We start from the raw sequence: 24,635 nt of genomic DNA on the forward strand, positions 1-24,635 counted from the left end.
TCGGCATTTTGCCATAACGAGGTCAAATCATCCTAAGGGGTTTTGTTATGCATCCATCTATTTATCATAATAATCAAATACTTTGGCAAGAAAAATTACTCGGTGGCCATCACTGGTCGGGTCGGATTCAGCGTGGGGCAGTGTTGCAATTTGAGCCACTGGGTGCAAATGCCAATGTTTCGCTCTATTGTGTCAATGCCGAAGATAAACTGGAACGCTTCAATATGCCTGACAGTTTAAAGGCACAGCACACTGCATTTTTATCGACGGGACATGTGCTGTATTCTGATTTGGGGCGGGTGATGGCATCGATTGTTCAGGATGGTCATGGCTGGAATGATGTATTTTGTAGCCCAAGTACGCCTGCACAAATTCAACAGCAATTTGGCATTCAAAGCTTTCAGGATGCCCGCAATGATATGTATCAAAGTGGCCTGAATGGCTTGTTGGTTGAGTTTGCCAAGTTTGGTTTAAAACAGGCTGATTTAACCGCTTGTGTGAATCTCTTTTCTAAGGTTATTCCTGATGAGGCAGGCAAATTGTCCTATGTTCAGGAAGATAAAACCCAGCAAAGCATTGAGTTACGTTTCGAAATGGATTGTTTGCTATTTTTATCGGCTGCACCACATGCGCTGGATACCTCTGAAAGCTATCAACCTGCCGATGTTCAACTCCGTTTATTCAAGGCTAATGCCTTAGCTGAATCCGATGTGTGTCGTGATTCCTGTCCTCAAAATCAGCGTGGTTTTGCCAACAATGCCCGCTATTACGCTTTATCTGTTTAATTTTTGAGGAAAAAATCATGACCACATTACAATTTCAAAATACGGTTTTAGATGAAGTGTGTCCAGCAGGCGAAGCATGGATGTGCGAAGTCAAAAAAGGACAACTGTTTCGTATCGTTGATTTAGAGGGCAATCAGGCGGTGGATACCTTGTTTATCAGTGCAGAAAATCCTGATGAACGTTATAGCGCAACCGATACTCTGACCCAAAACCAGCAAATTTATCTGGAGCAAGGGACGACTTTGTATAGTAATTTTGCCCGTCCTATTGCCACCATTGTTGAGGATAATTGCGGACGACACGATACTTTGGGCGGTGCGTGTTCCTGTGAAAGCAATACTGTGCGTTATGCCCATGATAAATATCCAATGCACAGTTGCCGTAATAATTTTATGTATGCGCTTGCCAAGCATCCGCTTGCCCATAAACATCAACTGAATGTGCGCCATTTAGGACCCAATATTAATTTCTTTATGAATGTGCCTGTGACGCCAGCAGGGCATTTAATGTTTGATGATGGGGTTTCCGCAGCAGGAAAATATGTCGAGATTCGGGCGGAAATGGATTTAATTGTATTAATTTCCAATTGTCCGCAACTGAATAATCCATGTAATGCCTATAACCCAACGCCTATTCAACTGATTGTTCTTGAAGCGGAGGAGTTGAGCCATGTTTAATAAAGTTCTGATTGCCAATCGTGGCGCAATTGCCTGTCGTATTATTCGTACCCTGAAAAAATTAGGCATTCAATCGGTTGCAGTGTATTCCGAAGCGGATCGGGATTCCTTGCATGTCACACTGGCCGATGAAGCGGTGTTTATTGGCGATTCTGCGGCACAGCAAAGCTATTTAAATATTGATAAAATTCTTGAGGTTGCCAAGCAAACAGGCGCACAGGCGATTCACCCTGGTTATGGTTTCCTCTCAGAAAATGCCACTTTTTGTGATTTATGCGAGCAACAGGGCATTGTGTTTATTGGCCCAACTTCGCAACAAATGCGGGATTTTGGCTTAAAGCATACTGCCCGTGAATTGGCGATTGAAAACAACGTGCCATTATTGCCAGGGAGTCAACTGCTTAAGGATGAAGCGGAAGCAATTGCTGAAGCCAGCCGTATTGGTTATCCCGTGATGCTGAAAAGTACCGCAGGTGGTGGCGGTATCGGCATGCGTCTAGTCTGGAATGAAACCGAATTGCAGGAAGCCTATCAAACGGTTTCTTACTTGGCACAAGCCAACTTTAAAGATGCAGGCTTATATTTAGAAAAATTTGTACAAAATGCCCGCCATATCGAGGTACAGATTTTTGGCGATGGTCAGGGCAAGGTTCTTGCTTTGGGCGAACGTGATTGCTCGGTGCAACGCCGTAACCAGAAAGTGATTGAGGAAACGCCTGCGCCACATCTTAATGCTGAACAACGAGAATATATTCAAAAAGTTGCCATTCAATTGATGCAATCGGTGCAATACCGTTCTGCGGGCACGGTTGAATTTGTGATGGACACCGATACCCAGCAATTTTATTTCCTTGAGGTCAATACCCGTCTGCAAGTTGAGCATGGCGTGACTGAGCAAGTGTTTGGGTTGGATCTGGTTGAATGGATGGTCACGCTTGCCAGTGGTGACTGGGTTGCACCAACTGAACTTTCTGAGCCAAAAGGACATTCGATTCAGGTGCGTTTATATGCTGAAGATCCAATTAAAAATTTCCAGCCGAGCGCAGGATTGCTCACCAGTGTTCAGTTTGATGCAGATTCACGAGTGGAAACATGGGTAGAAACAGGATCGAACGTTTCCTCATTTTATGATCCGATGATTGCCAAGATTATCGTCACGGCGGTTGATCGGGAGCAGGCAATTCAAGCCATGCAAAATAGCCTAAGCAATACGGAAATTGCAGGCATCGAAACCAATCTGGAATATTTACAGAATATTGTGGGTTGTGATGTGTTTCATGCAGGTACACAGACCACACGTTTTCTGAATAGCTTTGAATGGAAAACTGAAAAAGTTGAAGTATTGCAGGCAGGCATTCAAACGGCGGTACAGGATGTCACAGGGCGCTTGGGCTATTGGGATGTCGGTGTGCCGCCATCAGGCGCAATGGATGCCTTAAGCCTGAATGTTGCCAACCAATTGTTGGGCAATCCATTCAATACCGCAGCTCTGGAATGTACCTTGCAAGGGCCAACACTGAAATTTCATTGTGATAGTCAAATTGCCTTAACAGGCGGTCACATGCAGGTAACACTGGATGGTGTCGATGTGCCAATGTGGACAACCATTAATATCCGTAAGGGACAAGTGCTGAAATGCGGGCGCATTATCACAGGATGTCGCAGCTATATCGGCATTAAAAATGGTCTAAAATTACCTGACTATTTGGGCAGTCAAGCCACCTTTACTTTGGGACAGTTTGGTGGATATGCAGGACGTAATCTGTTGATTGGTGATATGTTGCCGATTTCTGCTTATCACTCTACAGAAACCACCACATTAGAACCCGCACAAATTCCTGATTTTACCCAGACATGGCAAATTGCAGTGATGTATGGCCCACATGGCGCGCCTGATTTCTTTACTGCTCAGGATATTTCCATGTTCTTTGCACAGGAATGGGAAATTCATTTTAACTCCAGCCGTACAGGGATTCGTCTGGTGGGGCCAAAACCTGAATGGGCACGAATTGACGGTGGCGAAGCTGGCTTACATCCATCCAATATCCATGATAATGCCTATGCCATTGGTGCGATTGATTTTACAGGCGACATGCCGATTATTCTGGGGCCAGATGGCCCAAGTCTCGGTGGTTTTGTTTGTCCTGCGGTGGTGATCCATTCGGAATTATGGAAACTCGGTCAACTGAAAGCAGGCGACAAGGTTCAATTTATTCCTGTCAGTTATCAGCAGGCACAGCAACTAGAACAACGTTATCAGGCTGCGTTGCAGAGTAAAAATACCGCTCAGGTTAATTTCTCAGCAGCAATTCACGCTGAACCCATCACCCTGAAAAATGCGGTGTTGGCAACCTTGCAACAAGGTGCAGATAAGCCAAACGTGACTTATCGCCCAGCAGGTAACCAATATCTATTGGTAGAATATGGCGATCTGGTACTGGACTTAAATCTGCGTTTCCGTATTCATGCCTTGATGCAATGGGTCAAATCGCAGAATATTCAGGGCATTATTGACTTAACTCCGGGTATACGTTCGCTCCAGATTCATTTTGATTCCTCAGTTTTGGATCAACTGGATTTATTGCGCTTATTACAGGTGGCAGAAGCTGAATTGCCTGATATTGAAAATATGCAGGTGCCATCCCGAACCGTGTATTTACCCCTTGCTTGGGAAGATTCGCAAACGCAATTGGCAACCGAAAAATATATCCAATTGGTACGACCTGATGCACCATGGTGTCCTGACAATATTGAATTTATCCGTCGTATCAATGGCTTGTCATCCAAGCAGGCGGTGAAAGATATTGTTTATAGCACCTCTTATCTGGTGATGGGTTTGGGTGATGTGTATTTGGGTGCGCCTGTTGCCACACCGTTAGACCCAAGACATCGTTTGGTCACCACCAAATATAATCCAGCACGGACATGGACACCTGAAAATGCCGTGGGTATTGGTGGCGCCTATATGTGTGTCTATGGCATGGAGGGGCCAGGGGGGTATCAGTTTGTTGGACGCACAACCCAAGTATGGAGTCGTTATCGCCAAAACCCGAATTTTGAGCAGCATAAGCCGTGGTTACTTCGATTCTTTGACCAGATCAAGTTTTATGAGGTGTCTGAATCTGAATTGATGGCAATGCGTGAAGACTTTAAGGCAGGTCGCTTGCAATTGAAAATTGAAGAGGGTGTGCTCAATCTCAAAGAATACAATGCTTTTCTTCAGGAGAATCAGGACAGTATTCAGGCATTTAAACAGGTTCAGCAAAGCAATTTTGAAGCAGAACGGCAAAGATGGCATGAAGCAGGCTTGGCGGAGTACGTTTCTGAAGCTCTGGATATAATTGTTGATGATTCAGAAATTAACATACCGAATGGGGGTATGGTGGTGGAGTCGCACATGCCAGGTTCAGTCTGGAAAATTGAGTGTGCTGTGGGTGATGTCATTGAAGAGGGGCAAACTTTGGCTGTGATTGAAGCCATGAAAATTGAAATCCCAATTGTTGCGCCAGCAAAAATGCAGGTCGATCAGATCCTGATTGATAAAGCGCAAACGGTTAAAACAGGACAGGTATTGTTTACTTTAGCTCCTGTTGCATAAACTCGCTGTAATGATGCAGAAAAGCTCCATCTTGAAACATGGAGCTTTTTTATGTTCAAAATTTCTCATTCTATAAGAAGATTTTTGCTGTCATTTACTATCGCGCAGGGTGACATGGATGCCGCCTCCACAATAGTAGATATGGTTAAAAGACTCTTATTAATTTTATTAAAAACTGGCACAGATACTGCATTAAATATTACGAATTAAAAAATTAGTAATACTGAGGTTGCCATGAAAAAACATCCAGTCATGAACCAGTACTTAAAAACGCTCCAGTTATTTTTAGTCAATCTGATGACGGTAAGAGCAGGTCTATATATCAAGCAAAAACCCAGCAATCTCAAGAAACAGTAGGTTTAGCATGAACAGTAAACCCAAGCTTTCACGGATCAGCATCACTGTTCCTGAAAATACGGTGGAAGCCTTAGACCAGAAGATCGTGGAAGAACACTATGAAAGCCGTTCACAGGCGATTGTGGACATGATCAACCATCACTTAATTGATCAGCATAGCTCAGATAATTCAGTGATGGTCGGGACACTGACGCTGTTATACCAGCGTCGTACGGCAAATATCCGTATACAGATTGGTGATCTGCAACATCAATATCTGGAACAGGTGATTAGCTCGCTGAGTGTACAGCTTGATGCTGAAAAGATTCTGGAAGTGATGTTGCTTCAAGGCAAAAGCAATGATCTAAAACAGATCAGCCAGCAATTTATTGCACTGAAAGGTGTCATCAAGGGGCATCTGGAACTGATGGATGCCGTGATGCCACCGCTCCAGCAGAATGATTAGGGAGAAATACACACAGCAAGATGAAATACGAAATTTTAACGTTCAGGTTCTAAATCATCATCCATATATTGATTGCATTCTATTCGGGGGTTCTGTAATGAAACATGCAATGACATCCTTATCTCTTTCTGTTCTATTGAGTTTTGCTGTAGCGGGTTGTGATAATTCAGCTAAAGTACCGACTGCCAGCCAGAAAGAAGATACAAAAAATACCGCAACAGGTACACCGATCACCATTGGCTATAGCGACTGGCCTGGTTTCGTGGCTTGGCAAGTGGCGATTGAGAAAGGCTGGCTCAAAGAGGCAGGACTCAATGTTGAATTTAAATGGTTTGACTATTCGGCTTCACTGAATGCCTTTGCTGCCAATCAACTGGATGCGGTACTGACCACCAATGGTGACAACCTTGTCACAGCATCAGGTGGAACCAAAGGCATGATGATCATGGTCACTGATTATTCCGCAGGCAATGACGTGATTATTGCTAAGTCAGGTATCAACTCAGTGACGGATTTAAAACGTAAATCGGTGGCAACCGAAAAAGGGTTGGTGGATCATTTACTTCTTTCGACTGCTTTAACCGATGCCAAAATCCCATTAACCGATATTAAACTGGTCAATTCTGTCACCAATGAATTACCACAGGTATTTGCCAGCCCAGAAGTATCTGCTATCGCCGTGTGGCAACCTGTGGCAAATCAGGCCTTAAAATCTGTAGCAGGTTCAAAAATTATCTATAGTTCCAAAGATAAGCCAGGTCTGATATATGATGGGGTATCTGTTAATATGAGCCACTTATCCGCCCATAAAGAGGAATGGAAAAAGCTGATTCAGGTCTGGGATAAAACGGTTAAATATATTAATGATCCTGCTACACATGCCGATGCGGTCAAGATTATGTCCAATCGAGTCGGGGTCGATCCTACCCAGTATGAACAATTTGTGGGTGGCACTCATTTACTTGATTTGGCAGGCAATAAAAAAGCCTTTGTAAAAAATGATAGTTTTGATTCGGTCTATGGGTCCTCTTATCATGTAAATCAGTTTAATGTAAACAATGGCATCTATAAAACCGCCGTTGATGTGGATGGTCTGATTTATCCTGATTTGGTGAATGAATTGAAATAACTAACTTGAGTTCGATTTAAATATTTATCTAACTTGTTGCTAAAAAATTATCTTGGCGGAGTCTTGCCGAGTTCTCATCCAATTTCAGTATATGTCTTCGACGACCTACTTTTGTTTCGGCAAAAGTAGGCAAAACCATTGTCATGCGCAAAACTCGTTGACTACCACCAATTAGTTTAATAAATCGCAGAAACAGCACTTTACTAATAAAGTCCTGTCTCAAACAGTTGCGGATGACGTTTCCGAGTATCATATTTTATTCAGAATTTTATATCGAACTCATGTTAACTAGATTGCAGATATAAAAAATGCTTCAAGAATGAAGCATTTTTTATGCAAAAATTTATATAAAAATTTAAAGATGAGTACTTTTTGAAAAGACATTGATCACGATAATGCCTGCAATCATCATACTTAAACCAATAAATGCCGCCAGATCCAGAGACTGCTTGAAGAAAAACCAGCCAATACTGGAAATAAGAATAATCCCAGCACCCGACCAGATTGCATAGGCAATACCGACTGGAATAAATTTTAGGGTTAAGGATAAGAAATACAAGGAAATCGCATAGCCCACCGCTGTGATGAGTGAGGGCAGAGGAACGCTAAATCCATTTGAGGCTTTGAGTGCAGAAGTGGCGATCACTTCCGCAATAATTGCAATCACCAAATATAAATAGGGCAAATCAGGCTCCTTTATTCAACCACTTGAGCATTTTTAAGCAAATGATCCTGTTCCTGCTGTAACCAGTTATGGCTTGCGTCAGAGGTAATCGATTGACGAACAAACTGGAACTCAGGCTGGTACAGGTCAAGCTGAAAATAACAGAGATAATCTTCCCCATGAATCTGGCGAATTTGCGTAATAATGCCCTGATCATTCAATTCAAAACCAGTCAGTTGTATAGATTCACCGACACGGTTGGCTTGCGTACTATATTCAATTTTCGGATTATTGAATGCCACAGAAACCTCATAGCTTTCAATTTCTGCTTCATTTATGACATCTTGTGCCAGTGCCTGATCAAGTCTGGAAAAGTCTGAAAGTTTGTCTTGAATCTGTGGCAGTCGGGATTGTGCATAGGCAATATGTGCGCCTGCCACAATCAATCCGCCATCCATTGCAAATACTTCACCATTATCCAGATGTTGTACCTGATACAAGCGTAAACCGAGCAATGGCCCTGTATGCGACAATTGTCGCCAATCTTCTACATAGGCATTGGAGGGTGAAAACTCCAATAGACAATTACCTACCGCATGTAATGTGGCAGGTTCTGGCCACTGAATGCGTGGTTGGTAGCTTTGCTGAACATCCCATGACAGTAACTGCTGTGCATGATCCCAAACCGTATCGCCAATCCAGCCTTGTCTTTCAGTGATGGGAGTAGAGCGTGCATCTGACAGGCGTAGATCAAGCGTAAATGTTCGGGACTGAAACCAGTAAACAATGGTGTTTTCATCGGTCAGTCCATTATAAAAACTGATACTTTTACGCCTAAAACTACCGAGTAAATAATGGGGTAAACTGACTTGCTGTAGATCAGTTGGACTTAACTGCTGCAATAATTCATTTAAATCCATTATTTTTCTCCAGATTCAGCCAGACCAAAAGAATCCAGAGGCATGGCATTTTCCAGCACCAACTTACCCCGATCAATGCGTTGTTTTAAATACTGGAAAATCTGCGCAGTCTGGTTAAATAAATGTTCACCGCCTTTTAATGGCTTATATTTAGGTGCTTCATTTTTAATCACAGGCTGGATCATATAATCATAATCGCAGGAGAAAAATAAAGGGAATGAATACCGTTCTTCCTTGACCCGTTTGACCCGATGTTTGGTGGCGATATAATGCCCATTGGATAAAATTTCCATCATGTCACCGATATTCATGATCATGGTATTTTTAACCAGTGGAATATCGGTCCATTCACCTTGTTTGTTGAGTACCTGCAAGCCAGGTGCGGTCGGAAATAACAGGGTAAAACATTCATAATCCGTATGTGCGCCAATGCCCATGGCATCTTCAGCATCAGGATTATAAGGATAATGAATCAGCCTGAGCTGACTGGGCGCATGTTGCAAATGCGCATCAAAGAATTGTTCTTCGAGCCCCAGAGCCAACGCAAAGGCATGAAAAAGTTGATGTCCGACATCCTTGATATGCTGATAATAGCTCAGGACATTTTGTTTAAATTCTGCATCATCGGGCCATTGCGTTGGGCCAACTAAAGGACGACGATTTTCAGTTGCTTGATAATCATAATTGACATCATAGGTTTCTTTTAAATCGTAGGTATTGCTTTTAAAACGTTCCTCACCAATCGGCACATAGCCACTGTGATTTTCAGACAGACCAATATAATTTTGCATTTTTTTCGCTTCATCCTGAGCGAAATAGCGCTGTGCAGTTTGCACCAGTTGCTGAAATAAAGCGGGCTGGAGCTGATCACCCCGAATATATAAAAAACCGACTTCACGGCAGGCCTGATCCAGTTCCTGTGCGACCTGTAATCGTTCCTCAAGCTGTGGACTGGTCAATTTTGAAATATCGACCAAGGGTAAAACATAATCCTGTTTCATGCATCACACCATTTAGCTGGTCGTCCAGCACATAAATAAAACGCTTTGGGTCGTCCCAAAGATTATACAAAATCTTTATTCAGCATCGACCTGCGTCATACGGGGAATTTTCGGTAAATGAGTCAGGGCAGGATCAAGCTCATCTTCCTGAGCATGCACCAGTTGATCTACCTTGTTTCTCAGGCGTTGAAACTCAGGCGTATTCATTAGCTCTGTACCACGCGGGTGAGGCAAATCTACTTCAATAATTTCCTTGATTTCGCCAGGATTGGCTTTGAGCGCCACAATACGATCAGCCAGTAGAATCGCTTCATCCATGTCATGGGTAACAAAAATGATAGTGATATCAATGTTTTGCCATAAATCCATCAAATGTCGTTGCATTTTCTGACGAGTATGTGGGTCAAGTGCACCAAACGGTTCATCCATCAATAAAATCTTGGGTTCATTGACCAAGGCGCGGGCAATTGCAACTCGTTGTTTCATCCCACCTGACAGTTGGTGCGGATACTGGTTTTCATATTTTTCTAGACCAATGATATTGATCCATTCTCTCGCCATCTCTTCGGCACGAGTTGCACTGATGCCTTTCATCAAAGGCCCAAACATGACATTTTGCTTAACCGTTTTCCAAGGAAATAGGGTATAGCCCTGAAACACCATGCCACGTTCTGAACTTGTGCCTGTGATAGCTTGACCATCAACTAAAATTTCACCACTATGATAAGGGTCTAAGCCAGCCACCACACGGCTCAAGGTGGATTTGCCACAACCTGACGGGCCAATCACACAGACAAATTCACGTTTATGAATTTTTAAATCCAGTTGATTGAGAATGGTGCGTTGCTCTTTGCCATGCTTAAACACCTGTGTCAGTTTTTTTGCTTCCAGAATCACAGGACGGGCATAAATTTGTTCAAAATAAACATTCGCATCAAATTGAGTTTCCATTATTTTGCTCCTGCTTTCCATTTAAATAGACGTTCGCCTAATTTCATCAACATCACATCGGTGACCAAACCAATCACACCAATAATTAAGATAGCGGCATAGACATTCTCAAAATTCTGGTAACGGGCTTGTTGAGTGATAAACCAGGTAATCCCCGAAGTGGCCCCGATCAATTCTGATACGATTAAATAAGTCCACGCCCAGCCCAGTAACACCCGTAAATCACGGTAAATATCAGGCAGTGCCGCAGGAATCACCACATGAAATAAACTTTTGGCTTTATTTGTTCCCAGTGTATAACCCGCTTCAATTAGGCCGCGATCCACCATACGAGTGGTATTGGCAATAATCAGGATTTGCTGAAATAAGGTGCCGATCACGATAATGGCAATTTTAGGTGCATCATTAATGCCCAAAATGGCAACTGCCAATGCGCCAAATGCAGGCGCAGGTAGATAACGGAAAAACTCGACAAAGGGTTCAGTCAATCGGGAAATCGTGGCAGAAAAGCCAGATAAAATGCCGAGTGGAATACCAATCAGAGATGAAATAAAGAAAGCGATAAACACAATCTTGATACTGTGCCACAGACTTTGATGCAACCACGGCGCATCAGGTTGTTGTGGTGGTGTGGTAAAGGATGTGACCAGCGCTTTGGCAACCTCATGTGGTGCAGGCAGATAAATTGGATTGACCAGAATCCCATTTGGCGGTGTTTTACCTGCATCCACTGCCTGTTGCGCTTCACGATAAAAGGCAGTTTTTTCAATACGTGTGCCGACCTGTAAATAAGACACACTGCCAGAATCGGTAATTTGTACCTGTGGATGCCAGATAAAGGGCAGGTAACTGACGCAACTCCAAATCAGGATGGGAATCAGGAAAGACCCCAAACCTAACAAAAGTTTTTTCTTTTTTGAGAATACTGAATCATGCATAGGTTTGTACCTATCGAGTAATACGATTTTTTAAAAACGTAATACTTGAAGCAATTTTGATGCCATTCCTGAGACTAGGATAAAGTGACTTATTTAAAAGATGGCCGATGAGAAAAATTCATCAATTTATTGAGCTTTAATTTTTTATCTATTTGATTTTTTTAAATTTAAAAAATTAATCCGATAAATGAAAAATTTTCATAGTGGAAACATCAACCTGATCATAAAGATATTTATATGGCAGGTTATGGAGCAGGGTAGCTCAAATCTTTATCAACAACCCATACATGCACAGAAAAAAAGCACGTATGCTCCACCTGCAAACTTGGGTGATGCGCTCGGTGCTTATTGTATCGGTATAAAAAGAAACACTATGAAGTTGGTTGAATACATCAAGACCAAATGCTTTTAGAAATTTTAATCGTAAAAAAGCGCCCAAAGGCGCTTTTCTAAAATATCAGTGATGACGATGCTTTCTTTTTTTCTTGTATTTTTTAGACTGGTAATTGTCATAGTCGCGGTCCTGACCGACTTTACGACCCAAAGCTGCACCACCTGCGGCACCCGCAGCGGCACCAATATAACCGCCTGTTGTACCACCTACATTCTTACCAACGGTATAACCGCCCACGCCACCTAAACCACCACCAATTGCAGCTTCAGTACGGGTATGTTTACTACTTGCAGCCGCTGCACCACCAGCACCGCCAAGTGCGGAACCAATCATGGCACCATTGTTGCCACCGATCTCCTTACCAATTGCAGTGCCCACCACACTTCCCAAGGCAGATGTGGCAGCAACACGAGTTGCATTATCAGCGTGTGCTGTAGTCACCAAAGTTGAGCTGGCTAAAATCGCACCCAATAACCAAATATTCGCTTTCATTTTGACGACATCTTTTGTAATGGAGGGAAATGTAACAAAGTTTGAGGGGAAAATTGTGGAGATGGCTGCCTGAATTATTACGTTTTGGTGTCTGGATTGTAGCGTTTTGTTTTGGTGAATAAATTTAAAAGAGAAATAATGATGATAAAGCATATGGATAGTAAGCATCATCGCGAAATAGGGAAGTTCTCGGGCTGAACTTCCTTAAGCTAAATTTAATCTTGTTGATGATCTTGCTGTGGGGAATCCTCCAGTTTCAACTGGCGGGGATTCAACTCATTTTGCAGGCGTAGGTAATTTAGGTCACGAATATTCTTTTGTGTTGCAACAACCCCAAACAGGCTTAGCAGGAATGACATAATATAAAAACCTTTTTCACTCATGGTGATGTCAGCATTCCATAGGCTGATCAATAACAGCACGATACAGACTGCCATGGATACCCAGCACAGACCATAGTAAATTGTGGTAACAGCAATTTCCTCCAATTGATCACGAATGGTTTTCTGCAATGAGGCGGCAGAAAATAAACCATAGAGTAAAATGACCAGATAGTAGCCTTTTTCATGCAAGGGCATATTGGCATTCCATAGCCCAATCATGAATCCGACCGCCCCAGCAAGTAAAGCAACCCAGCTTGCCGCAATAAATGCGGAGGTTGGACGATTAATAAAATTATTCATACATATTATCCTGTTGTTTTATCTTTCTATTTGTCCCTGATTATTTATATCGGAGCACAAATCCAAGAACAAGTGTCCACAACCAAAACTGAACAATTTATGATGAAATGAGGGCGAATGGGTAAGTTGGCCCGTTTCTCTATGTCTTTTAAGCACCAGAATCTGTACACTATGCGCAATTTTTTAATGTTAATTGTGCGGTATATGTTGTATTCGCACAAACCTGAATTTTGAGATATTTCGCCCATGAAAGCATCACTCCGTTTAAGACTGGATCAACTTTGTGATCGTCATGAAGAGCTGACTGCATTACTCGCTGATGTAGAAGTGATTTCGGACAATAAACGTTTTCGTAAACTGTCCCGTGAACATAATGACTTAACTGAAATCACCGAGGTTTGGGGTAAATATCGTCAAGCTGAGGAAGATATTGAAACAGCTGAGATGATGAAATCTGATCCAGATTTCAAGGACATGGCAGAAGAAGAAATCAAGGCCAATAAAGAGCTTTTGGTGGAACTGGAAGATCAACTGAATGTGTTGATGATTCCAAAAGATCCGAATGATGCCAATGCGGCCTATCTGGAAATTCGTGCGGGAACAGGCGGTGATGAGGCTGCAATTTTTTCAGGTGACCTGTTCCGTATGTATAGCAAATATGCTGAGAATCAAGGCTGGCGTATCGAAGTGCTTTCTGAAAATGAAGGTGAGCATGGCGGTTATAAGGAAGTGATCTGCCGTGTCGATGGAGAGGGTGTCTATGGTCGCCTGAAATTTGAAAGTGGCGCACACCGTGTACAGCGTGTACCTGCAACCGAATCACAAGGTCGTGTGCATACCTCCGCATGCACGGTTGCCATTCTGCCAGAAGTTGATGTCGATACCACAGTGGAAATCAATCCTGCCGATTTACGTATTGATACCTACCGTGCATCGGGTGCGGGTGGTCAGCACATTAACAAAACCGATTCTGCGGTGCGTATTACTCACATTCCATCAGGTGTGGTGGTGGAATGTCAAGAAGAACGTTCCCAGCATAAGAACAAAGCCAAAGCGATGGCGTTGTTAGTATCACGTCTGGAAAATGCAAAACGTGCAGCGGCTGATGCGGCAACTTCTGAAATGCGTCGTGATCTGGTGGGTTCAGGTGACCGTTCTGAGCGTATCCGTACCTACAACTATCCACAAGGACGGATGACCGATCACCGTATTAACCTGACTTTATATAAGCTGGATGCAATTATGGAAGGCGATTTAACTGAATTGCTGGATAGCCTGCATCGTGAATATCAGGCAGATCAGTTGGCAATGCTGGCACAGGAAAATGGTGGCTAATGAATATTGCTCAGGCTTTAGAGATTAAAGGCGAAATTGATAGCTATGAGCGTCAGGAAGCTGCCTGGCTACTTGAGCATATTATAGGTGTCAGTATTTTAGAGCTTAAATTTAGGCTTGAGCAGGAATTGACAGAAATTCAGCAGCAAACTTATTTGGATGGGCTGGCCCGAATTGAACAGGGTGAGCCTTTGGCCTATGTCACAGGCTCACAACCATTCTGGACGCTGGATTTAAAAGTCACCCATGACACTTTGGTGCCACGTCCTGATACCGAAATTTTGGTGGAAACGGTTTTAAATCTTCCGCTTGCTCAAGATGCCAATATTGTTGATCTAGGCACAGGCACAGGCGCAATTGCATTGGCGCTTGCCAGTGAGCGTCCAAAGTGGCAAGTGATTGCAACTGATATTTATCAGCCAACGCTGGATGTTGCCAAAGAAAATGCCTTAAAGCATGGCTTAACTCAGGTTAAGTTTGCCTGCGGTGCTTGGTTTGAGGCTTTAGATCAACAAAGCTTTGATCTGATTGTCTCTAATCCACCGTATATTGATCCTGATGATCTCCACATGCAAAAGCTGAAATCTGAGCCTGAACGGGCGTTGATTGCAGCCAATCATGGTTTAGCGGATATTGAAACGATTATGCGTCAAGGCAAAGACTGGTTAAAACCACACGGCTGGATTGTGCTTGAACATGGTTATGATCAAGGTCAGGCGGTGTGTGACATCTTTGAGCAGTACGGTTTTAACCAAATCCAGACCATCAAGGATTATGGTGGCAATGATCGGGTGAGCTTGGGACAGAAGCTAGATTAAATAAGAATCGCCAAAAACGACATGTATTGTGCGATATTAAGATATTGCATTTGTGATCATAATAATTATGCTAAGTGCCGAACATTTATAATTTTTATGTAAACAGGAATATTCCAATGAAAATTCAGGGAAAACACTTTGTTATTACAGGTGGTGGTTCTGGTTTGGGAGCTGCAACCGCAGAATATCTGGTGGAAAAAGGCGCATCAGTTACGCTGGTTGATATGAATGTTGAGGCAGGCGAACAACAGGCACAGGCATTGGGTGAAAAGGCTGAGTTTGTAAAGCTGGATGTGACTGATGAACAGGCGGCGGAACAATTCTTTCAAGATGTCATTGCCAAGCATGGCAGTTTACATGGCTTGGTCAACTGTGCAGGCATTGGCCCATCTGCAAAAGTGCTGGGCAAAGAAGGTGTACATGATTTGGTAATGTTCTCCAAAACCTTGCAGATCAACGTGACTGGTACATTTAATATGCTACGCTTTGCTGCTGAGGCCATGAGTAAGAATACAGTTGAAGCAGACGATGAAGACCGTGGCGTGATTGTCAATACGGCTTCAGTTGCAGCTTTTGATGGTCAGATTGGTCAGGCTGCCTATTCAGCTTCAAAAGGTGCGGTGGTTGCCATGACCTTGCCGATTGCCCGTGAATTGGCGCGCCATGCGATTCGTGTCATGGTCATTGCACCTGGCATTATGGAAACGCCAATGCTGAAAGGCTTGCCACAAAATGTACAGGATGCTTTGGGGCAAATGGTGCCTTATCCATCACGTTTGGGTCGTCCTGAAGAATTTGCGCGTTTAGTTGCACACATTGCTGAAAATTCATATCTGAATGGTGAAGTGATTCGTCTGGATGGTGGCATCCGTATGGCGGCTAAATAAGATTTAAGATTGTGAAAAGTAGAAAAGCGATGGAATAAACCATCGCTAGTTGATGCACCATATCAATTTGATCGAAACAGGCAACTTGTAAGGCAAAATAACCACTTTGCTCAACCAGTTGCCTTGTCTTGGTACTTTTATCCGAATAGCCGTAAAACCTCGGGGTTTAGCCCGAGGATATAAGGCTGCAATCCGCTAGTCCCCCTTGTGGGGATTAGCTAGGATTGCTAAAAACATTTGGATCTAGTAATCCATGTGCTATGATAATTATGTTGTATATTTTTAGTCAGCAGACTGATACAACACGAAAAAAACAGTTTTCCCCATTGTAATCCGTGCGCTCTTTGCAATCCGAAAGGTAGGACTACATTGGAATAAGAAGCAGAGAACTATAGTATCTGTTTCGTGGCAGGACATTGCCATCTAGCAGTAGGAATCCCCCTCCTTTAGGTCGGGGAGGATGTCAACCAGTACAACCGTAACTTTGGCAGGTGTTATTTCCAGTGCACAGGCCCATGCCGCTGCCATTACATCCTGATCTTCGCCGTGCTGGGCAGAAACGAGTACAGTGGGGCCATGATTTAGCAATCGATAGGCTTTCGGAAGTTCAACGGGTATGATTTCTGGGACACTCAAATGGTTAAGCTATTCTATTTGTCAAAATAAAATTTATTACTTTCCTCAAAACATACATCCACTTAAAATCAGCAACATGATTGAGCTATACAGAAGCAAGCCACGTGTCCCAACATCCAGAAAATGAATTTGAACTCAGTAATGATGAAATGCATCTCTACAGTCGGCAAATTTTATTGGAGGGTTGGGATATCGAGGCGCAAGAAAAACTCAAGCTTGCCAATGTGCTGATGATTGGCGCTGGTGGAATCGGCTGTACCAGTGCAGAATTGCTGGCGCGGGCAGGTGTGGGTAAAATTACCATTATTGATGCGGATACCATCGAAATCAGCAATTTACAAAGACAGATCGCATTTAATTCAAATGATTTAGGTCATTATAAGGCAGAAGTCTTAGCCAAACATCTTCAAAAAATTAATCCTCATATACAGGTGAACTATCAAAATAGTCGTTTTGATGAAAGTAATGCGGATGAATTGGTACGGCACCAAGATGTCGTTTTAGATGGTTGTGATAACTTTAGTACCCGATATTTAGTTAATGCGCTGTGCAAAAAACATCAAGTTCCCTTGATTAGTGCTTCGGCCATTGGCTTTGAGGGACAATTATTTATGGTTGAATCAGATTCAGCATGTTATGAGTGCCTGTTCCCAAAAGAGCCACATGCCAATGAAAATCTACGCTGTGCAGACTCTGGTGTTTTGGCAACCACACCTGTCACAATTGCAGCATTACAGGCCCATCACACATTACTATTTTTAGGGCTTGGTTTAACGCCACTTAGGCAAAAATTATTACTTTGGAATGGTTTAAACCTTTCCCAACGCATTTTACAGTTTGAAAAAGATGTAAATTGTCCGATTTGTCAGGCAACTTGATCAGTAAATTAAGCAAAATTTGCTAAACTAACGCCATCTATGAGGCACTGAAAGATTATGAAAAGAAATATTTTATTTGATGGACTGCGTTCCATTGGGCGTATAGGTGAAACTGTGATTGTTGCGGCACAGGCAGGTGTCAAATATGCAACAGAAAAACCAAGCAATGCTAAATTGATGCGTGAAACTTTTGAATCATTGGGTTCAACTTACATTAAGCTAGGACAATTTATTGCCAGTACCCCATCTTTATTTCCTCGTGAATATGTTGAGGAATTTCAAGACTGCCTAGACCAGACTCCGACTTTGCCTTTCAGTTATATTCAGGGCGTATTGAATGAGGAGTTTGAGGGCAGGAACCTCAATGAAATTTTTAGTTTTATTGATGAAAAGCCGCTTGCTTCGGCATCAATCGCGCAGGTGCATGCCGCAAAATTGGTTACAGGCGAAGATGTGGTAATTAAAGTCCAAAAGCCTGGTGTGGAAACCATTCTATATACCGATTTAAATGTGGTGCATTGGGCAACCAAGCTGCTGGAACGTGCTGTACCTAAAATCAAGTTCGCATCACTTTCCGAGATTGTTGATGAAATCAAGGTCCGTATGGTACGGGAAGTGGACTTTATTGAAGAGGCGCAAAATCTGGATGATTTCATTCAATATCTGAATGTTTCGGGTAATCGGGCTGCCACAGCACCAAAGGTTTACCATCAGTTTTCGACTCGCCGTGTGTTAACCATGCAACGCCTTTATGGGGTGTCATTAACTGACTTTGATGTGGTAAAAAAATACGCAAAAGACCCAACCCAAGTGCTGATTACTGCGATGAATACATGGTTTGGAAGTTTAATGCTGTGCAAGAGCTTTCATGCCGATTTACATGCTGGAAACCTGATGTTGCTTGAAGATGGCCGCATTGGCTTTATTGACTTCGGTATTGTAGGTCAGTTAAACCCAGGGGTCTGGAGTGCATGTATGGCATTTATGGACGCGCTACAACATACCAACTATACGGCAATGGCTGAAAACATGCTGAAAATGGGCATGACTCATCAAAAAATTGACACTCAGGTACTTGCAGATGACTTGGAGCGTCTGTTTAGTGGTGTGCTCTTGGCCGATCCTCAGGAAATTCTAAGCTCTAATCCAGCAGACCTGAATGACATCATGATGGATATGATTGGCGTGGGTGAGCGTCACGGTATCAAGTTTCCGCGTGACTTCGCCTTGTTATTCAAGCAAATGTTATATTTTGATCGTTTCATGCGTGTTCTCGCACCATATACCGATATTTATGCTGACCAGCGTTTGAAAATGGTTCACAATATTGAACCTGCTTCATTGTTAAAGCATTAATCTTATTTATCGGTTTATTAAGGTCATTATGGATGCCATTATTATTGAGGGACTAAAGGTCGATACCGTAATCGGTTGTTTCAACTGGGAGCGTCAGATCATCCAACCTTTAATGCTGGATTTAACCATTCATAATGACCTGACTCAGGCTGCATGTTCAGATGAGTTGGACGATACACTCAACTACGCCCAAATCTGTGAGCTTGCGGCACAAGTGATTCAGCAAGCCAAACCCAAACTCATTGAGCACGCTGCTCAACTTGTATTGAACTGTCTATTTTCTACATTTCCATCAATTGAATCGATCAGCATTACCATTCGTAAACCCGCCATTATTGCCCAAGCCAATGCAGTAGGAATTCGCCTTGAACGCAACAGAAACGATTTTTGCGCTCGCACTGGCCAGTAATGTTCAGCAGCAGCAAAATTTCACTTTTGCCTATGCTCAACTTGCAGAACTGGGGCATGTGGAATTTTCACCGATTTACCAGATTCCATGTCGGGATGGAATTGGGGCAGATTACTGGAATTCAGCCTGCCTATTACGAAGCACTTTATCGGTTGATGACATGATCGAGACTTTAAAACGATTAGAGACACAGTCGGGACGTGTTCGCCCATCGCATCAGATTAGTCTGGATATTGATGTGATTGCATGGGGCGCAAACTTAACAAATATGCAATTCAATCCAAAAAAGTTACCATTGGCCCTAGATGTCAAAATTCCACTCTATGATTTATGGCAGCAAGCTGATTTAATTTATGATCAACAGATTCATTACCCTGTCATTACAATGTAATGTTTTATTTCTTAAAGATAATAACTGGTTTTTGTCATCAATTTTGAAATTGCGGTCATGGTGATTTTGACTGGCACGGGTAAGTCCACGCCGCCAGCCTGTAAGGCGGTATCACGATGATGCAATTCATCTTCATTCATTTGCTCCAATATTTTGCGTGAACGTTCATCATGTTCAGGCAGTTGTTGCAAATGTTGCTGTAAATGCTGGCTGACTTGACGTTCCGTTTCAGCGACAAAGCCGAGACTGTATTTGTCCCCAGCAATGCCTGCAATGGCACCCATACCATAAGATAAACCATACCAAATCGGATTTAAAATGCTGGTATGACTGTCTAATTCTTTCAAACGATCTTCACACCATGCCAAATGATCCTGTTCCTCAATCGCCGCTTGCTGCATTTGCTGACGTACATGGGGGAGTTTTGCTGTCAGTGCCTGACCATGATAAAGCGCCTGAGCACAAACCTCACCACTATGATTGACACGCATTAAACCTGCGACATGACGGGCATCACTGACACATAACTGTGAGGGTTCATCAGCAGCAGGGTTTGTGCGTTGGGAACTTGTCGCACCTGGAACTAAACTACGCAGTGCCTGATCAAAAGAATTGATCAGTTTATCGAGACCTGTGTAATGACGCATAGATTAATCCTCTAAAGTGTTCGACGTATCTGCCAGCAAGGGTTTAAGTCGTTTTAATAACCAGAATGAAAAAATCGCACTTAAAATGGCGGTGATGATAAACAAGATTTTAATATCAATTTTTAAAATGCTTAAGATTAAAATTGAGAAAATTGCAGAGGACACCATGAACACCGCATTTAATATATTATTCGCCGCCACCACACGGGCACGATGGGAACGTGGTGAATAGGCTTGCATCATGGCATAGAGTGGGACGATAAAAAACCCGCCGCTAATTCCCAGTAAGGTTACGGCAAGCATGACATGGTAATACACCATACCACCTGTAAACATATCTTTTAATGAAAGCAGTTCGCCTGTGCGTTCAGGCACAAAAGTAAGGCTTGCCGCCAGATAAAGCGCAAATAAGGTTAAGCCAATCGCGCCATAAGGCACCATCTTAATATTAATTTCACGCCCACCAATCTTTCGGCATAGTAGTGAACCTACACCAATGCCGATGGAGAAAAAGGTAAGTAATAAGCTAACCACATTTTCAGAAGCGTGGAGATTTTGTTGGGTAAGCTGGGGAATCTGGGTGAGATAAGTCGCCCCATAAAACCAGTACCATGAATTGCCAAGCAGAATCGTAAAAATCAAAGGGATGCCTTTGACATATTTCAAGGTTTGGAAGCTGGTACGAAAAAAGTTCCAGTCAATTTTAAGGTCAGGCTCGGCCACTTTTTGCGGTAGAATAAAACGGCTGGATAAATAGCCTAAGCAGGCAATAGTTACCACTGTGATGCTAATCCACAGCAAATTACCCTCAGATGAGGCAATCACCGCACCGCCCAGAATCATACCGACCAAAATGGCGATAGATGTACCCGACTGGAACAATGCATTTCCCGACATCAATTCCTGTGGTTTAAGGATTTCAGGCAGAATGGCGTACTTGATTGGCCCAAAACAGGTGGAATGTGTTCCCATCAGGAATAAGGCAAATAACAGTAGCCATAAATTACCCAGTAAGAAACCTGCGCTGCCAATCAGCATAATCACGATCTCAAGAATCTTGATAAAGCGGATGAGTTGAGAACGCTCGTATTTATCGGCAATCTGTCCTGCGGTGGCGGAGAAGAGAAAGTAGGGCAATATAAACAGTAAAGCGGCTAAATTGTTGAGTGTGCTGATGGATGCAGACTGTTGTTGAATCCAGCCATAGGTAATCACCAGAAGGAGCGCCTGCTTATAAACATTGTCGTTAAGCGCACCAAAAAATTGAGTGAAAAACATCGGTGCAAACCGACGAGATGTCATTAAGCGGTCATCTTGTTTCATCATGTGTTCACTTCATTGTGTTTTATAAAAAATGTGACGAACTGTAAAAATGCACTAAAATTCATGTATGATATTTTTTAATGTTTGATTGGATGAAAATCAAAGATTTGAATAAATTTTTATCCACAAAAAACGACACACTAAAAAATAAGTTTAGAGTTCTACATGCCATCTCAAGCAAAGTTTAAACCGTCTGCACTGAGTCATTCTATGCATTTAATTTTTAAAATGCAGGGCTTTCCTAAATTTATTTGTGGTGGGTTTCTGATAAGTTCTTGTATATCAGTCGCTTGTGCACAGGAAAAAATCACGGAGCTGGCTAAAAATGAAGCGCTGGAATCCTCAACTACACAGCTTGAGGCGAAAACAGTTGCTGAAAACACAACACCTCAGCCACAACTGGACAGTGAACCCCAGACCGTTTCGGTACCGCAACAAGACAGTTTGGCTGCGTTAAAACAGCAGGAACAGGCCGCAAACCAGATTGAAGAATTAAAACCGATCCAAATGGAAGACAATCTGGAAGATTTGCCCAGCATGACGATTGATCAGGGCATGGCAGATGAAATTTTCCGTGTAGCTGAAGAGGCGAAAAAAGAAGCCCAGAATTTCCGTGACAATGCGGCAAAAACGCCTGCTGTGCTGGTCAATGATGTTTCACAAACTGAGCTCACGGAAGTCACCAAGGCCCCTGTCAACATTGACAAACTGATGCAGGACATCCAGACCGACAGTAAAATTGTGGTTGAGGCCAATGAAGCAGGACGAACCCTGCCTGAGTTCCAGCCCCAGCCTGAATCATCACAGGAAAAAGTCGGATTTTTTAGAAAGATATGGAATCGGTTCCGTCCAGAGAACCTGCTTAATGCGGAGAAAACTCCACGTATCACTGCTGACGTGACAGGTGCGCCTCCTGTACTTGCCACCAATATCAAGGCCAAACTGTCCAGTTTTACTCAAGAGGCCTTTGAAGACTTCAATGTGGCTTTACCCCAGTTAAGGGCTCTGACCAATCAAGCTGCACAGGCGGTTGGTTATTATAATGCGGTATTTAAATTTGAACGGTTGAGTGACAGCAGGGTCAGAGTGATTGTCACACCCAATGAGCCTATCCTGATTAAAGAGCAAAATATTGAATTTTCGGGGGCTGGTGAAAGATTACCTCAACTCCAAGTGATTCGTTTAATTCCAGAACAGGATGAGGGTGATATCTTTAATCATGGCAAATACGAAGAAACCAAAACAAAAATTGTCAGTGCAGCCAATGATAACGGTTTCTTTGATGCCTACTGGCGTTTGCATGATGTCAAGATTACGCAGCCTGATAAAACAGCAGAGATCAACCTGAAATATGAGACGGGTGAGCGTTATAAGCTGAAAAAAGTCGAATACCGTATGAGTGACCCAAGCAAGCCACTGCCGCTTACCCAAAAAGTGCTTGATAGTTTGGCACCGTGGAAAGAGGGCGATGATTACGCATTTTGGCGTGTCAATGTCTTAGCAAATAACCTGACCAATACCCGTTATTTCAATTACACCCTTGTTGACACCATCAAGCCAGACCCGATTCAACCTCCTTTGGAATTGGCGCCTGACTTACAGGCATTGGTAGACCAGCAGAAACTTCAACAGTCACAGTTGATGAATAGTCAGCAAAAGGCTGATCTGGCACGTCAGAAAGTTACCTCTGCACAGGAAGTCACACAAAATGTGGTCGATGAGACCGTATTCTCTGGTGGCGAGTCTGCACAGGCCTATTCAGTTGCCCGCACAGCACCACGTTCACATGACCATGATGATGACGAAGATGAACGCCACAAGCTTGAAGAGCAAACCCGAATCGAGAAAAAAATTCCAATCGTGGTGACATTGAATGCCGATAAATTAAATAGTCTGGAAACGGGTGTCGGTTATGGAACTGATACAGGTGCGCGTATTCGTAGCCAGTATCGTCGTGCCATTGTCAATAAATATGGACATTCTTTTGATGCCAACATTGAATTGTCGCAGATTCGTCAGTCCATTGATGGACGCTATAGTATTCCCTACAAGCATCCACTTAATGACTATTTTAACCTTGTCGGTGGTTATGAGCGTGAAGAGCGTGATGATATTGGTCCAGGTGTGAACCTGCTGGTGGAGTCAGCAGTCATGGGGGGCGAACGGGTGATTAAGAATCCGTTGGGTGACTGGCAAAATACCTTTGGCTTACGTTACCGTCTGGATCGCTTAACCAAAAAAGGCGATATTGATGTCAATGAACTTCCTGACGCGTTTAAGGTTTCAGGAATCGACTCCGAACAGGAATCCTTGCTGCTCAGTTATGAAGCGTCAAAAACCAATGCCAATTCACGTTTAAACCCAACCAAAGGCTTTAAACAGATTTACAAGGTTGAGCTGGGTACAGAATCATTATTGACAGATGCCAACATGGCCATCCTGACGGGAGGCTGGCGTTTTATCTATTCAATGGGTGAAAATGACAACCACCAGTTTGTGGGGCGTGGCGACACCAGCTATATCTTTACCGACAACTTCAACAAGGTTCCTTATAATTTACGTTTCTTCACAGGTGGGGATCAGTCGTTACGCGGTTTTGACTACAAGAGCCTATCACCAGAAGAAGGTGGCTATAAAATTGGTGGACAGGCCTTGGCCGTGGGATCGCTTGAGTATAACTATCAATTTAAAGATGGCTGGCGTGCAGCGATATTTTCTGATGTTGGTAATGCCTATGATAAGCAGTTTAGCAATCCAACCGAGTACAGTATTGGTTTGGGCATACGCTGGAGATCACCGATTGGGCCGATTCGCCTAGATGTTGCTTCAGGTATCTCGAATGACAACAACCCAATCCGACTCCATTTCTTTATTGGTCCACAGCTTTAATAACTTTTTAAAAAACCTTTAAAAGGTCAAAC

The 24,635-nt window shown here is 43.0% G+C and carries 23 protein-coding genes and 1 pseudogene; 14 read left to right on the forward strand and 10 right to left on the reverse strand.

Features of this window, described 5'->3' with window-relative positions:
• Nucleotides 1-47: 47 nt before the first annotated feature.
• The 6 genes from F972_RS06030 (at nucleotide 48) to F972_RS06050 (ending at nucleotide 6,991) form a co-directional block, all read left to right on the forward strand.
• Complete coding sequence (locus F972_RS06030; RefSeq protein ID WP_004680879.1) at nucleotides 48-785, forward strand: urea amidolyase associated protein UAAP1; 738 nt, start codon at nucleotides 48-50, stop codon at nucleotides 783-785.
• A 17-nt stretch (nucleotides 786-802) separates the two neighbouring features.
• On the forward strand, nucleotides 803-1,462 hold the full coding sequence (locus tag F972_RS06035; RefSeq protein ID WP_004680877.1) for an urea amidolyase associated protein UAAP2: 660 nt from the start codon (nucleotides 803-805) through the stop codon (nucleotides 1,460-1,462).
• A complete protein-coding gene (uca, locus tag F972_RS06040) occupies nucleotides 1,455-5,060 on the forward strand; it encodes an urea carboxylase (protein ID WP_004680876.1) in 3,606 nt (1,201 codons plus the stop codon). Before F972_RS06035 ends, uca begins: the two co-directional genes overlap by 8 nt.
• A gap of 234 nt (nucleotides 5,061-5,294) precedes the next feature.
• The gene (locus tag F972_RS16420; RefSeq protein ID WP_004680874.1) at nucleotides 5,295-5,417 is read left to right on the forward strand and encodes a hypothetical protein; all 123 of its coding nucleotides are present in this window, start codon (nucleotides 5,295-5,297) and stop codon (nucleotides 5,415-5,417) included.
• A gap of 7 nt (nucleotides 5,418-5,424) precedes the next feature.
• A complete protein-coding gene (locus tag F972_RS06045) occupies nucleotides 5,425-5,862 on the forward strand; it encodes a CopG family ribbon-helix-helix protein (protein ID WP_004680873.1) in 438 nt (145 codons plus the stop codon).
• A 97-nt stretch (nucleotides 5,863-5,959) separates the two neighbouring features.
• Nucleotides 5,960-6,991, forward strand: a complete 1,032-nt coding sequence (locus F972_RS06050; protein WP_004758173.1) for an ABC transporter substrate-binding protein — start codon at nucleotides 5,960-5,962, stop codon at nucleotides 6,989-6,991.
• A 355-nt stretch (nucleotides 6,992-7,346) separates the two neighbouring features.
• Here F972_RS06050 and F972_RS06055 read toward each other — a convergent pair whose 3' ends face one another.
• From F972_RS06055 to yiaA, 7 genes are all read right to left on the reverse strand, one after another.
• On the reverse strand, nucleotides 7,347-7,676 hold the full coding sequence (locus tag F972_RS06055) for a DMT family transporter (protein WP_004680869.1): 330 nt from the start codon (nucleotides 7,674-7,676) through the stop codon (nucleotides 7,347-7,349).
• A gap of 11 nt (nucleotides 7,677-7,687) precedes the next feature.
• On the reverse strand, nucleotides 7,688-8,575 hold the full coding sequence (locus F972_RS06060) for a hypothetical protein (protein ID WP_004680868.1): 888 nt from the start codon (nucleotides 8,573-8,575) through the stop codon (nucleotides 7,688-7,690).
• Nucleotides 8,575-9,576, reverse strand: coding sequence for an isopenicillin N synthase family dioxygenase (locus F972_RS06065; protein WP_004769263.1), 1,002 nt, complete (start codon nucleotides 9,574-9,576; stop codon nucleotides 8,575-8,577). Before F972_RS06065 ends, F972_RS06060 begins: the two co-directional genes overlap by 1 nt.
• A 75-nt stretch (nucleotides 9,577-9,651) precedes the next feature.
• Nucleotides 9,652-10,527: an ABC transporter ATP-binding protein gene (locus F972_RS06070; RefSeq protein ID WP_004680865.1), complete on the reverse strand. Its 876-nt coding sequence runs from the start codon at nucleotides 10,525-10,527 to the stop codon at nucleotides 9,652-9,654.
• The gene (locus F972_RS06075) at nucleotides 10,527-11,465 is read right to left on the reverse strand and encodes an ABC transporter permease (RefSeq protein WP_004680864.1); all 939 of its coding nucleotides are present in this window, start codon (nucleotides 11,463-11,465) and stop codon (nucleotides 10,527-10,529) included. Before F972_RS06075 ends, F972_RS06070 begins: the two co-directional genes overlap by 1 nt.
• 457 nt (nucleotides 11,466-11,922) lie before the next feature.
• Nucleotides 11,923-12,351: a hypothetical protein gene (locus F972_RS06085; protein WP_004680863.1), complete on the reverse strand. Its 429-nt coding sequence runs from the start codon at nucleotides 12,349-12,351 to the stop codon at nucleotides 11,923-11,925.
• A gap of 215 nt (nucleotides 12,352-12,566) precedes the next feature.
• Nucleotides 12,567-13,034 (reverse strand): inner membrane protein YiaA, encoded by a 468-nt coding sequence (yiaA, locus tag F972_RS06090; RefSeq protein ID WP_004680862.1) that lies wholly within the window; start codon nucleotides 13,032-13,034, stop codon nucleotides 12,567-12,569.
• A gap of 246 nt (nucleotides 13,035-13,280) precedes the next feature.
• Between yiaA and prfA the strand changes: the two genes are divergently transcribed.
• The 3 genes from prfA to F972_RS06105 all read left to right on the forward strand — a co-directional run bounded on the left by prfA (nucleotide 13,281) and on the right by F972_RS06105 (nucleotide 16,074).
• Complete coding sequence (gene prfA / locus F972_RS06095) at nucleotides 13,281-14,369, forward strand: peptide chain release factor 1 (RefSeq protein WP_004677700.1); 1,089 nt, start codon at nucleotides 13,281-13,283, stop codon at nucleotides 14,367-14,369.
• On the forward strand, nucleotides 14,369-15,187 hold the full coding sequence (gene prmC / locus F972_RS06100; protein WP_004680861.1) for a peptide chain release factor N(5)-glutamine methyltransferase: 819 nt from the start codon (nucleotides 14,369-14,371) through the stop codon (nucleotides 15,185-15,187). The genes prfA and prmC overlap by 1 nt, the downstream gene beginning before the upstream one ends.
• Before the next feature lie 116 nt (nucleotides 15,188-15,303).
• On the forward strand, nucleotides 15,304-16,074 hold the full coding sequence (locus F972_RS06105; protein WP_004680860.1) for a 3-hydroxyacyl-CoA dehydrogenase: 771 nt from the start codon (nucleotides 15,304-15,306) through the stop codon (nucleotides 16,072-16,074).
• Nucleotides 16,075-16,542: 468 nt separating this feature from the next.
• On the opposite strand, the pseudogene F972_RS06110 reads toward F972_RS06105, so the two are convergent.
• A pseudogene (locus F972_RS06110) lies at nucleotides 16,543-16,710 on the reverse strand (flavin reductase); the annotation flags it as partial.
• Nucleotides 16,711-16,859: 149 nt separating this feature from the next.
• Between F972_RS06110 and F972_RS06115 the strand changes: the two are divergent.
• From F972_RS06115 to F972_RS06130, 4 genes are read left to right on the forward strand one after another with little or no spacing between them, the layout of a single operon-like run.
• Nucleotides 16,860-17,588: a HesA/MoeB/ThiF family protein gene (locus tag F972_RS06115; RefSeq protein ID WP_416201951.1), complete on the forward strand. Its 729-nt coding sequence runs from the start codon at nucleotides 16,860-16,862 to the stop codon at nucleotides 17,586-17,588.
• A 57-nt stretch (nucleotides 17,589-17,645) separates the two neighbouring features.
• Entirely contained in the window at nucleotides 17,646-18,944 is a 1,299-nt protein-coding gene (locus F972_RS06120; RefSeq protein WP_004769265.1) for an ABC1 kinase family protein, read from the forward strand.
• Between the two features lie 28 nt (nucleotides 18,945-18,972).
• On the forward strand, nucleotides 18,973-19,353 hold the full coding sequence (gene folB / locus F972_RS06125) for a dihydroneopterin aldolase (protein WP_004677684.1): 381 nt from the start codon (nucleotides 18,973-18,975) through the stop codon (nucleotides 19,351-19,353).
• Nucleotides 19,310-19,744: a 2-amino-4-hydroxy-6-hydroxymethyldihydropteridine diphosphokinase gene (locus F972_RS06130; protein ID WP_004769266.1), complete on the forward strand. Its 435-nt coding sequence runs from the start codon at nucleotides 19,310-19,312 to the stop codon at nucleotides 19,742-19,744. Before folB ends, F972_RS06130 begins: the two co-directional genes overlap by 44 nt.
• 11 nt (nucleotides 19,745-19,755) lie before the next feature.
• Here the strand turns inward: F972_RS06130 and coq7 are convergent, their stop codons facing one another.
• Together coq7 and F972_RS06140 are read right to left on the reverse strand one after the other, a co-directional pair.
• Nucleotides 19,756-20,391, reverse strand: coding sequence for a 2-polyprenyl-3-methyl-6-methoxy-1,4-benzoquinone monooxygenase (gene coq7 / locus F972_RS06135; RefSeq protein WP_004769267.1), 636 nt, complete (start codon nucleotides 20,389-20,391; stop codon nucleotides 19,756-19,758).
• 3 nt (nucleotides 20,392-20,394) lie between these two features.
• Nucleotides 20,395-21,717 carry an MFS transporter gene (locus tag F972_RS06140; protein WP_155756557.1) on the reverse strand — a complete coding sequence of 441 codons (1,323 nt, stop codon included), beginning with the start codon at nucleotides 21,715-21,717 and terminating at the stop codon, nucleotides 20,395-20,397.
• Between the two features lie 162 nt (nucleotides 21,718-21,879).
• Here F972_RS06140 and F972_RS06145 point away from each other — a divergent pair, with 162 nt between their 5' ends.
• A complete protein-coding gene (locus tag F972_RS06145) occupies nucleotides 21,880-24,603 on the forward strand; it encodes an autotransporter assembly complex protein TamA (protein ID WP_004769272.1) in 2,724 nt (907 codons plus the stop codon).
• Nucleotides 24,604-24,635: the final 32 nt, after the last annotated feature.

Source organism: Acinetobacter sp. CIP 102529, from assembly GCF_000368325.1.
Taxonomy (GTDB): domain Bacteria; phylum Pseudomonadota; class Gammaproteobacteria; order Pseudomonadales; family Moraxellaceae; genus Acinetobacter; species Acinetobacter parvus.

Excerpts from the sequence above, each read along its gene's own strand:
- uca (WP_004680876.1), top strand. The coding sequence starts at position 1,455 with ATGTTTAATAAAGTTCTGATTGCCAATCGTGGCGCAATTGCCTGTCGT.
- F972_RS06050 (WP_004758173.1), top strand. The coding sequence starts at position 5,960 with ATGAAACATGCAATGACATCCTTATCTCTTTCTGTTCTATTGAGTTTT.
- F972_RS06085 (WP_004680863.1), bottom strand. The coding sequence starts at position 12,351 with ATGAAAGCGAATATTTGGTTATTGGGTGCGATTTTAGCCAGCTCAACT.
- prmC (WP_004680861.1), top strand. The coding sequence starts at position 14,369 with ATGAATATTGCTCAGGCTTTAGAGATTAAAGGCGAAATTGATAGCTAT.
- F972_RS06035 (WP_004680877.1), top strand. The coding sequence starts at position 803 with ATGACCACATTACAATTTCAAAATACGGTTTTAGATGAAGTGTGTCCA.
- F972_RS06140 (WP_155756557.1), bottom strand. The coding sequence starts at position 21,717 with ATGATGAAACAAGATGACCGCTTAATGACATCTCGTCGGTTTGCACCG.
- coq7 (WP_004769267.1), bottom strand. The coding sequence starts at position 20,391 with ATGCGTCATTACACAGGTCTCGATAAACTGATCAATTCTTTTGATCAG.
- F972_RS06075 (WP_004680864.1), bottom strand. The coding sequence starts at position 11,465 with ATGCATGATTCAGTATTCTCAAAAAAGAAAAAACTTTTGTTAGGTTTG.
- F972_RS06060 (WP_004680868.1), bottom strand. The coding sequence starts at position 8,575 with ATGGATTTAAATGAATTATTGCAGCAGTTAAGTCCAACTGATCTACAG.
- folB (WP_004677684.1), top strand. The coding sequence starts at position 18,973 with ATGGATGCCATTATTATTGAGGGACTAAAGGTCGATACCGTAATCGGT.
- F972_RS06120 (WP_004769265.1), top strand. The coding sequence starts at position 17,646 with ATGAAAAGAAATATTTTATTTGATGGACTGCGTTCCATTGGGCGTATA.
- F972_RS06065 (WP_004769263.1), bottom strand. The coding sequence starts at position 9,576 with ATGAAACAGGATTATGTTTTACCCTTGGTCGATATTTCAAAATTGACC.
- F972_RS06145 (WP_004769272.1), top strand. The coding sequence starts at position 21,880 with ATGCCATCTCAAGCAAAGTTTAAACCGTCTGCACTGAGTCATTCTATG.
- F972_RS06115 (WP_416201951.1), top strand. The coding sequence starts at position 16,860 with ATGCATCTCTACAGTCGGCAAATTTTATTGGAGGGTTGGGATATCGAG.
- F972_RS06070 (WP_004680865.1), bottom strand. The coding sequence starts at position 10,527 with ATGGAAACTCAATTTGATGCGAATGTTTATTTTGAACAAATTTATGCC.
- F972_RS06030 (WP_004680879.1), top strand. The coding sequence starts at position 48 with ATGCATCCATCTATTTATCATAATAATCAAATACTTTGGCAAGAAAAA.
- F972_RS16420 (WP_004680874.1), top strand. The coding sequence starts at position 5,295 with ATGAAAAAACATCCAGTCATGAACCAGTACTTAAAAACGCTCCAGTTA.
- yiaA (WP_004680862.1), bottom strand. The coding sequence starts at position 13,034 with ATGAATAATTTTATTAATCGTCCAACCTCCGCATTTATTGCGGCAAGC.
- F972_RS06105 (WP_004680860.1), top strand. The coding sequence starts at position 15,304 with ATGAAAATTCAGGGAAAACACTTTGTTATTACAGGTGGTGGTTCTGGT.
- prfA (WP_004677700.1), top strand. The coding sequence starts at position 13,281 with ATGAAAGCATCACTCCGTTTAAGACTGGATCAACTTTGTGATCGTCAT.
- F972_RS06045 (WP_004680873.1), top strand. The coding sequence starts at position 5,425 with ATGAACAGTAAACCCAAGCTTTCACGGATCAGCATCACTGTTCCTGAA.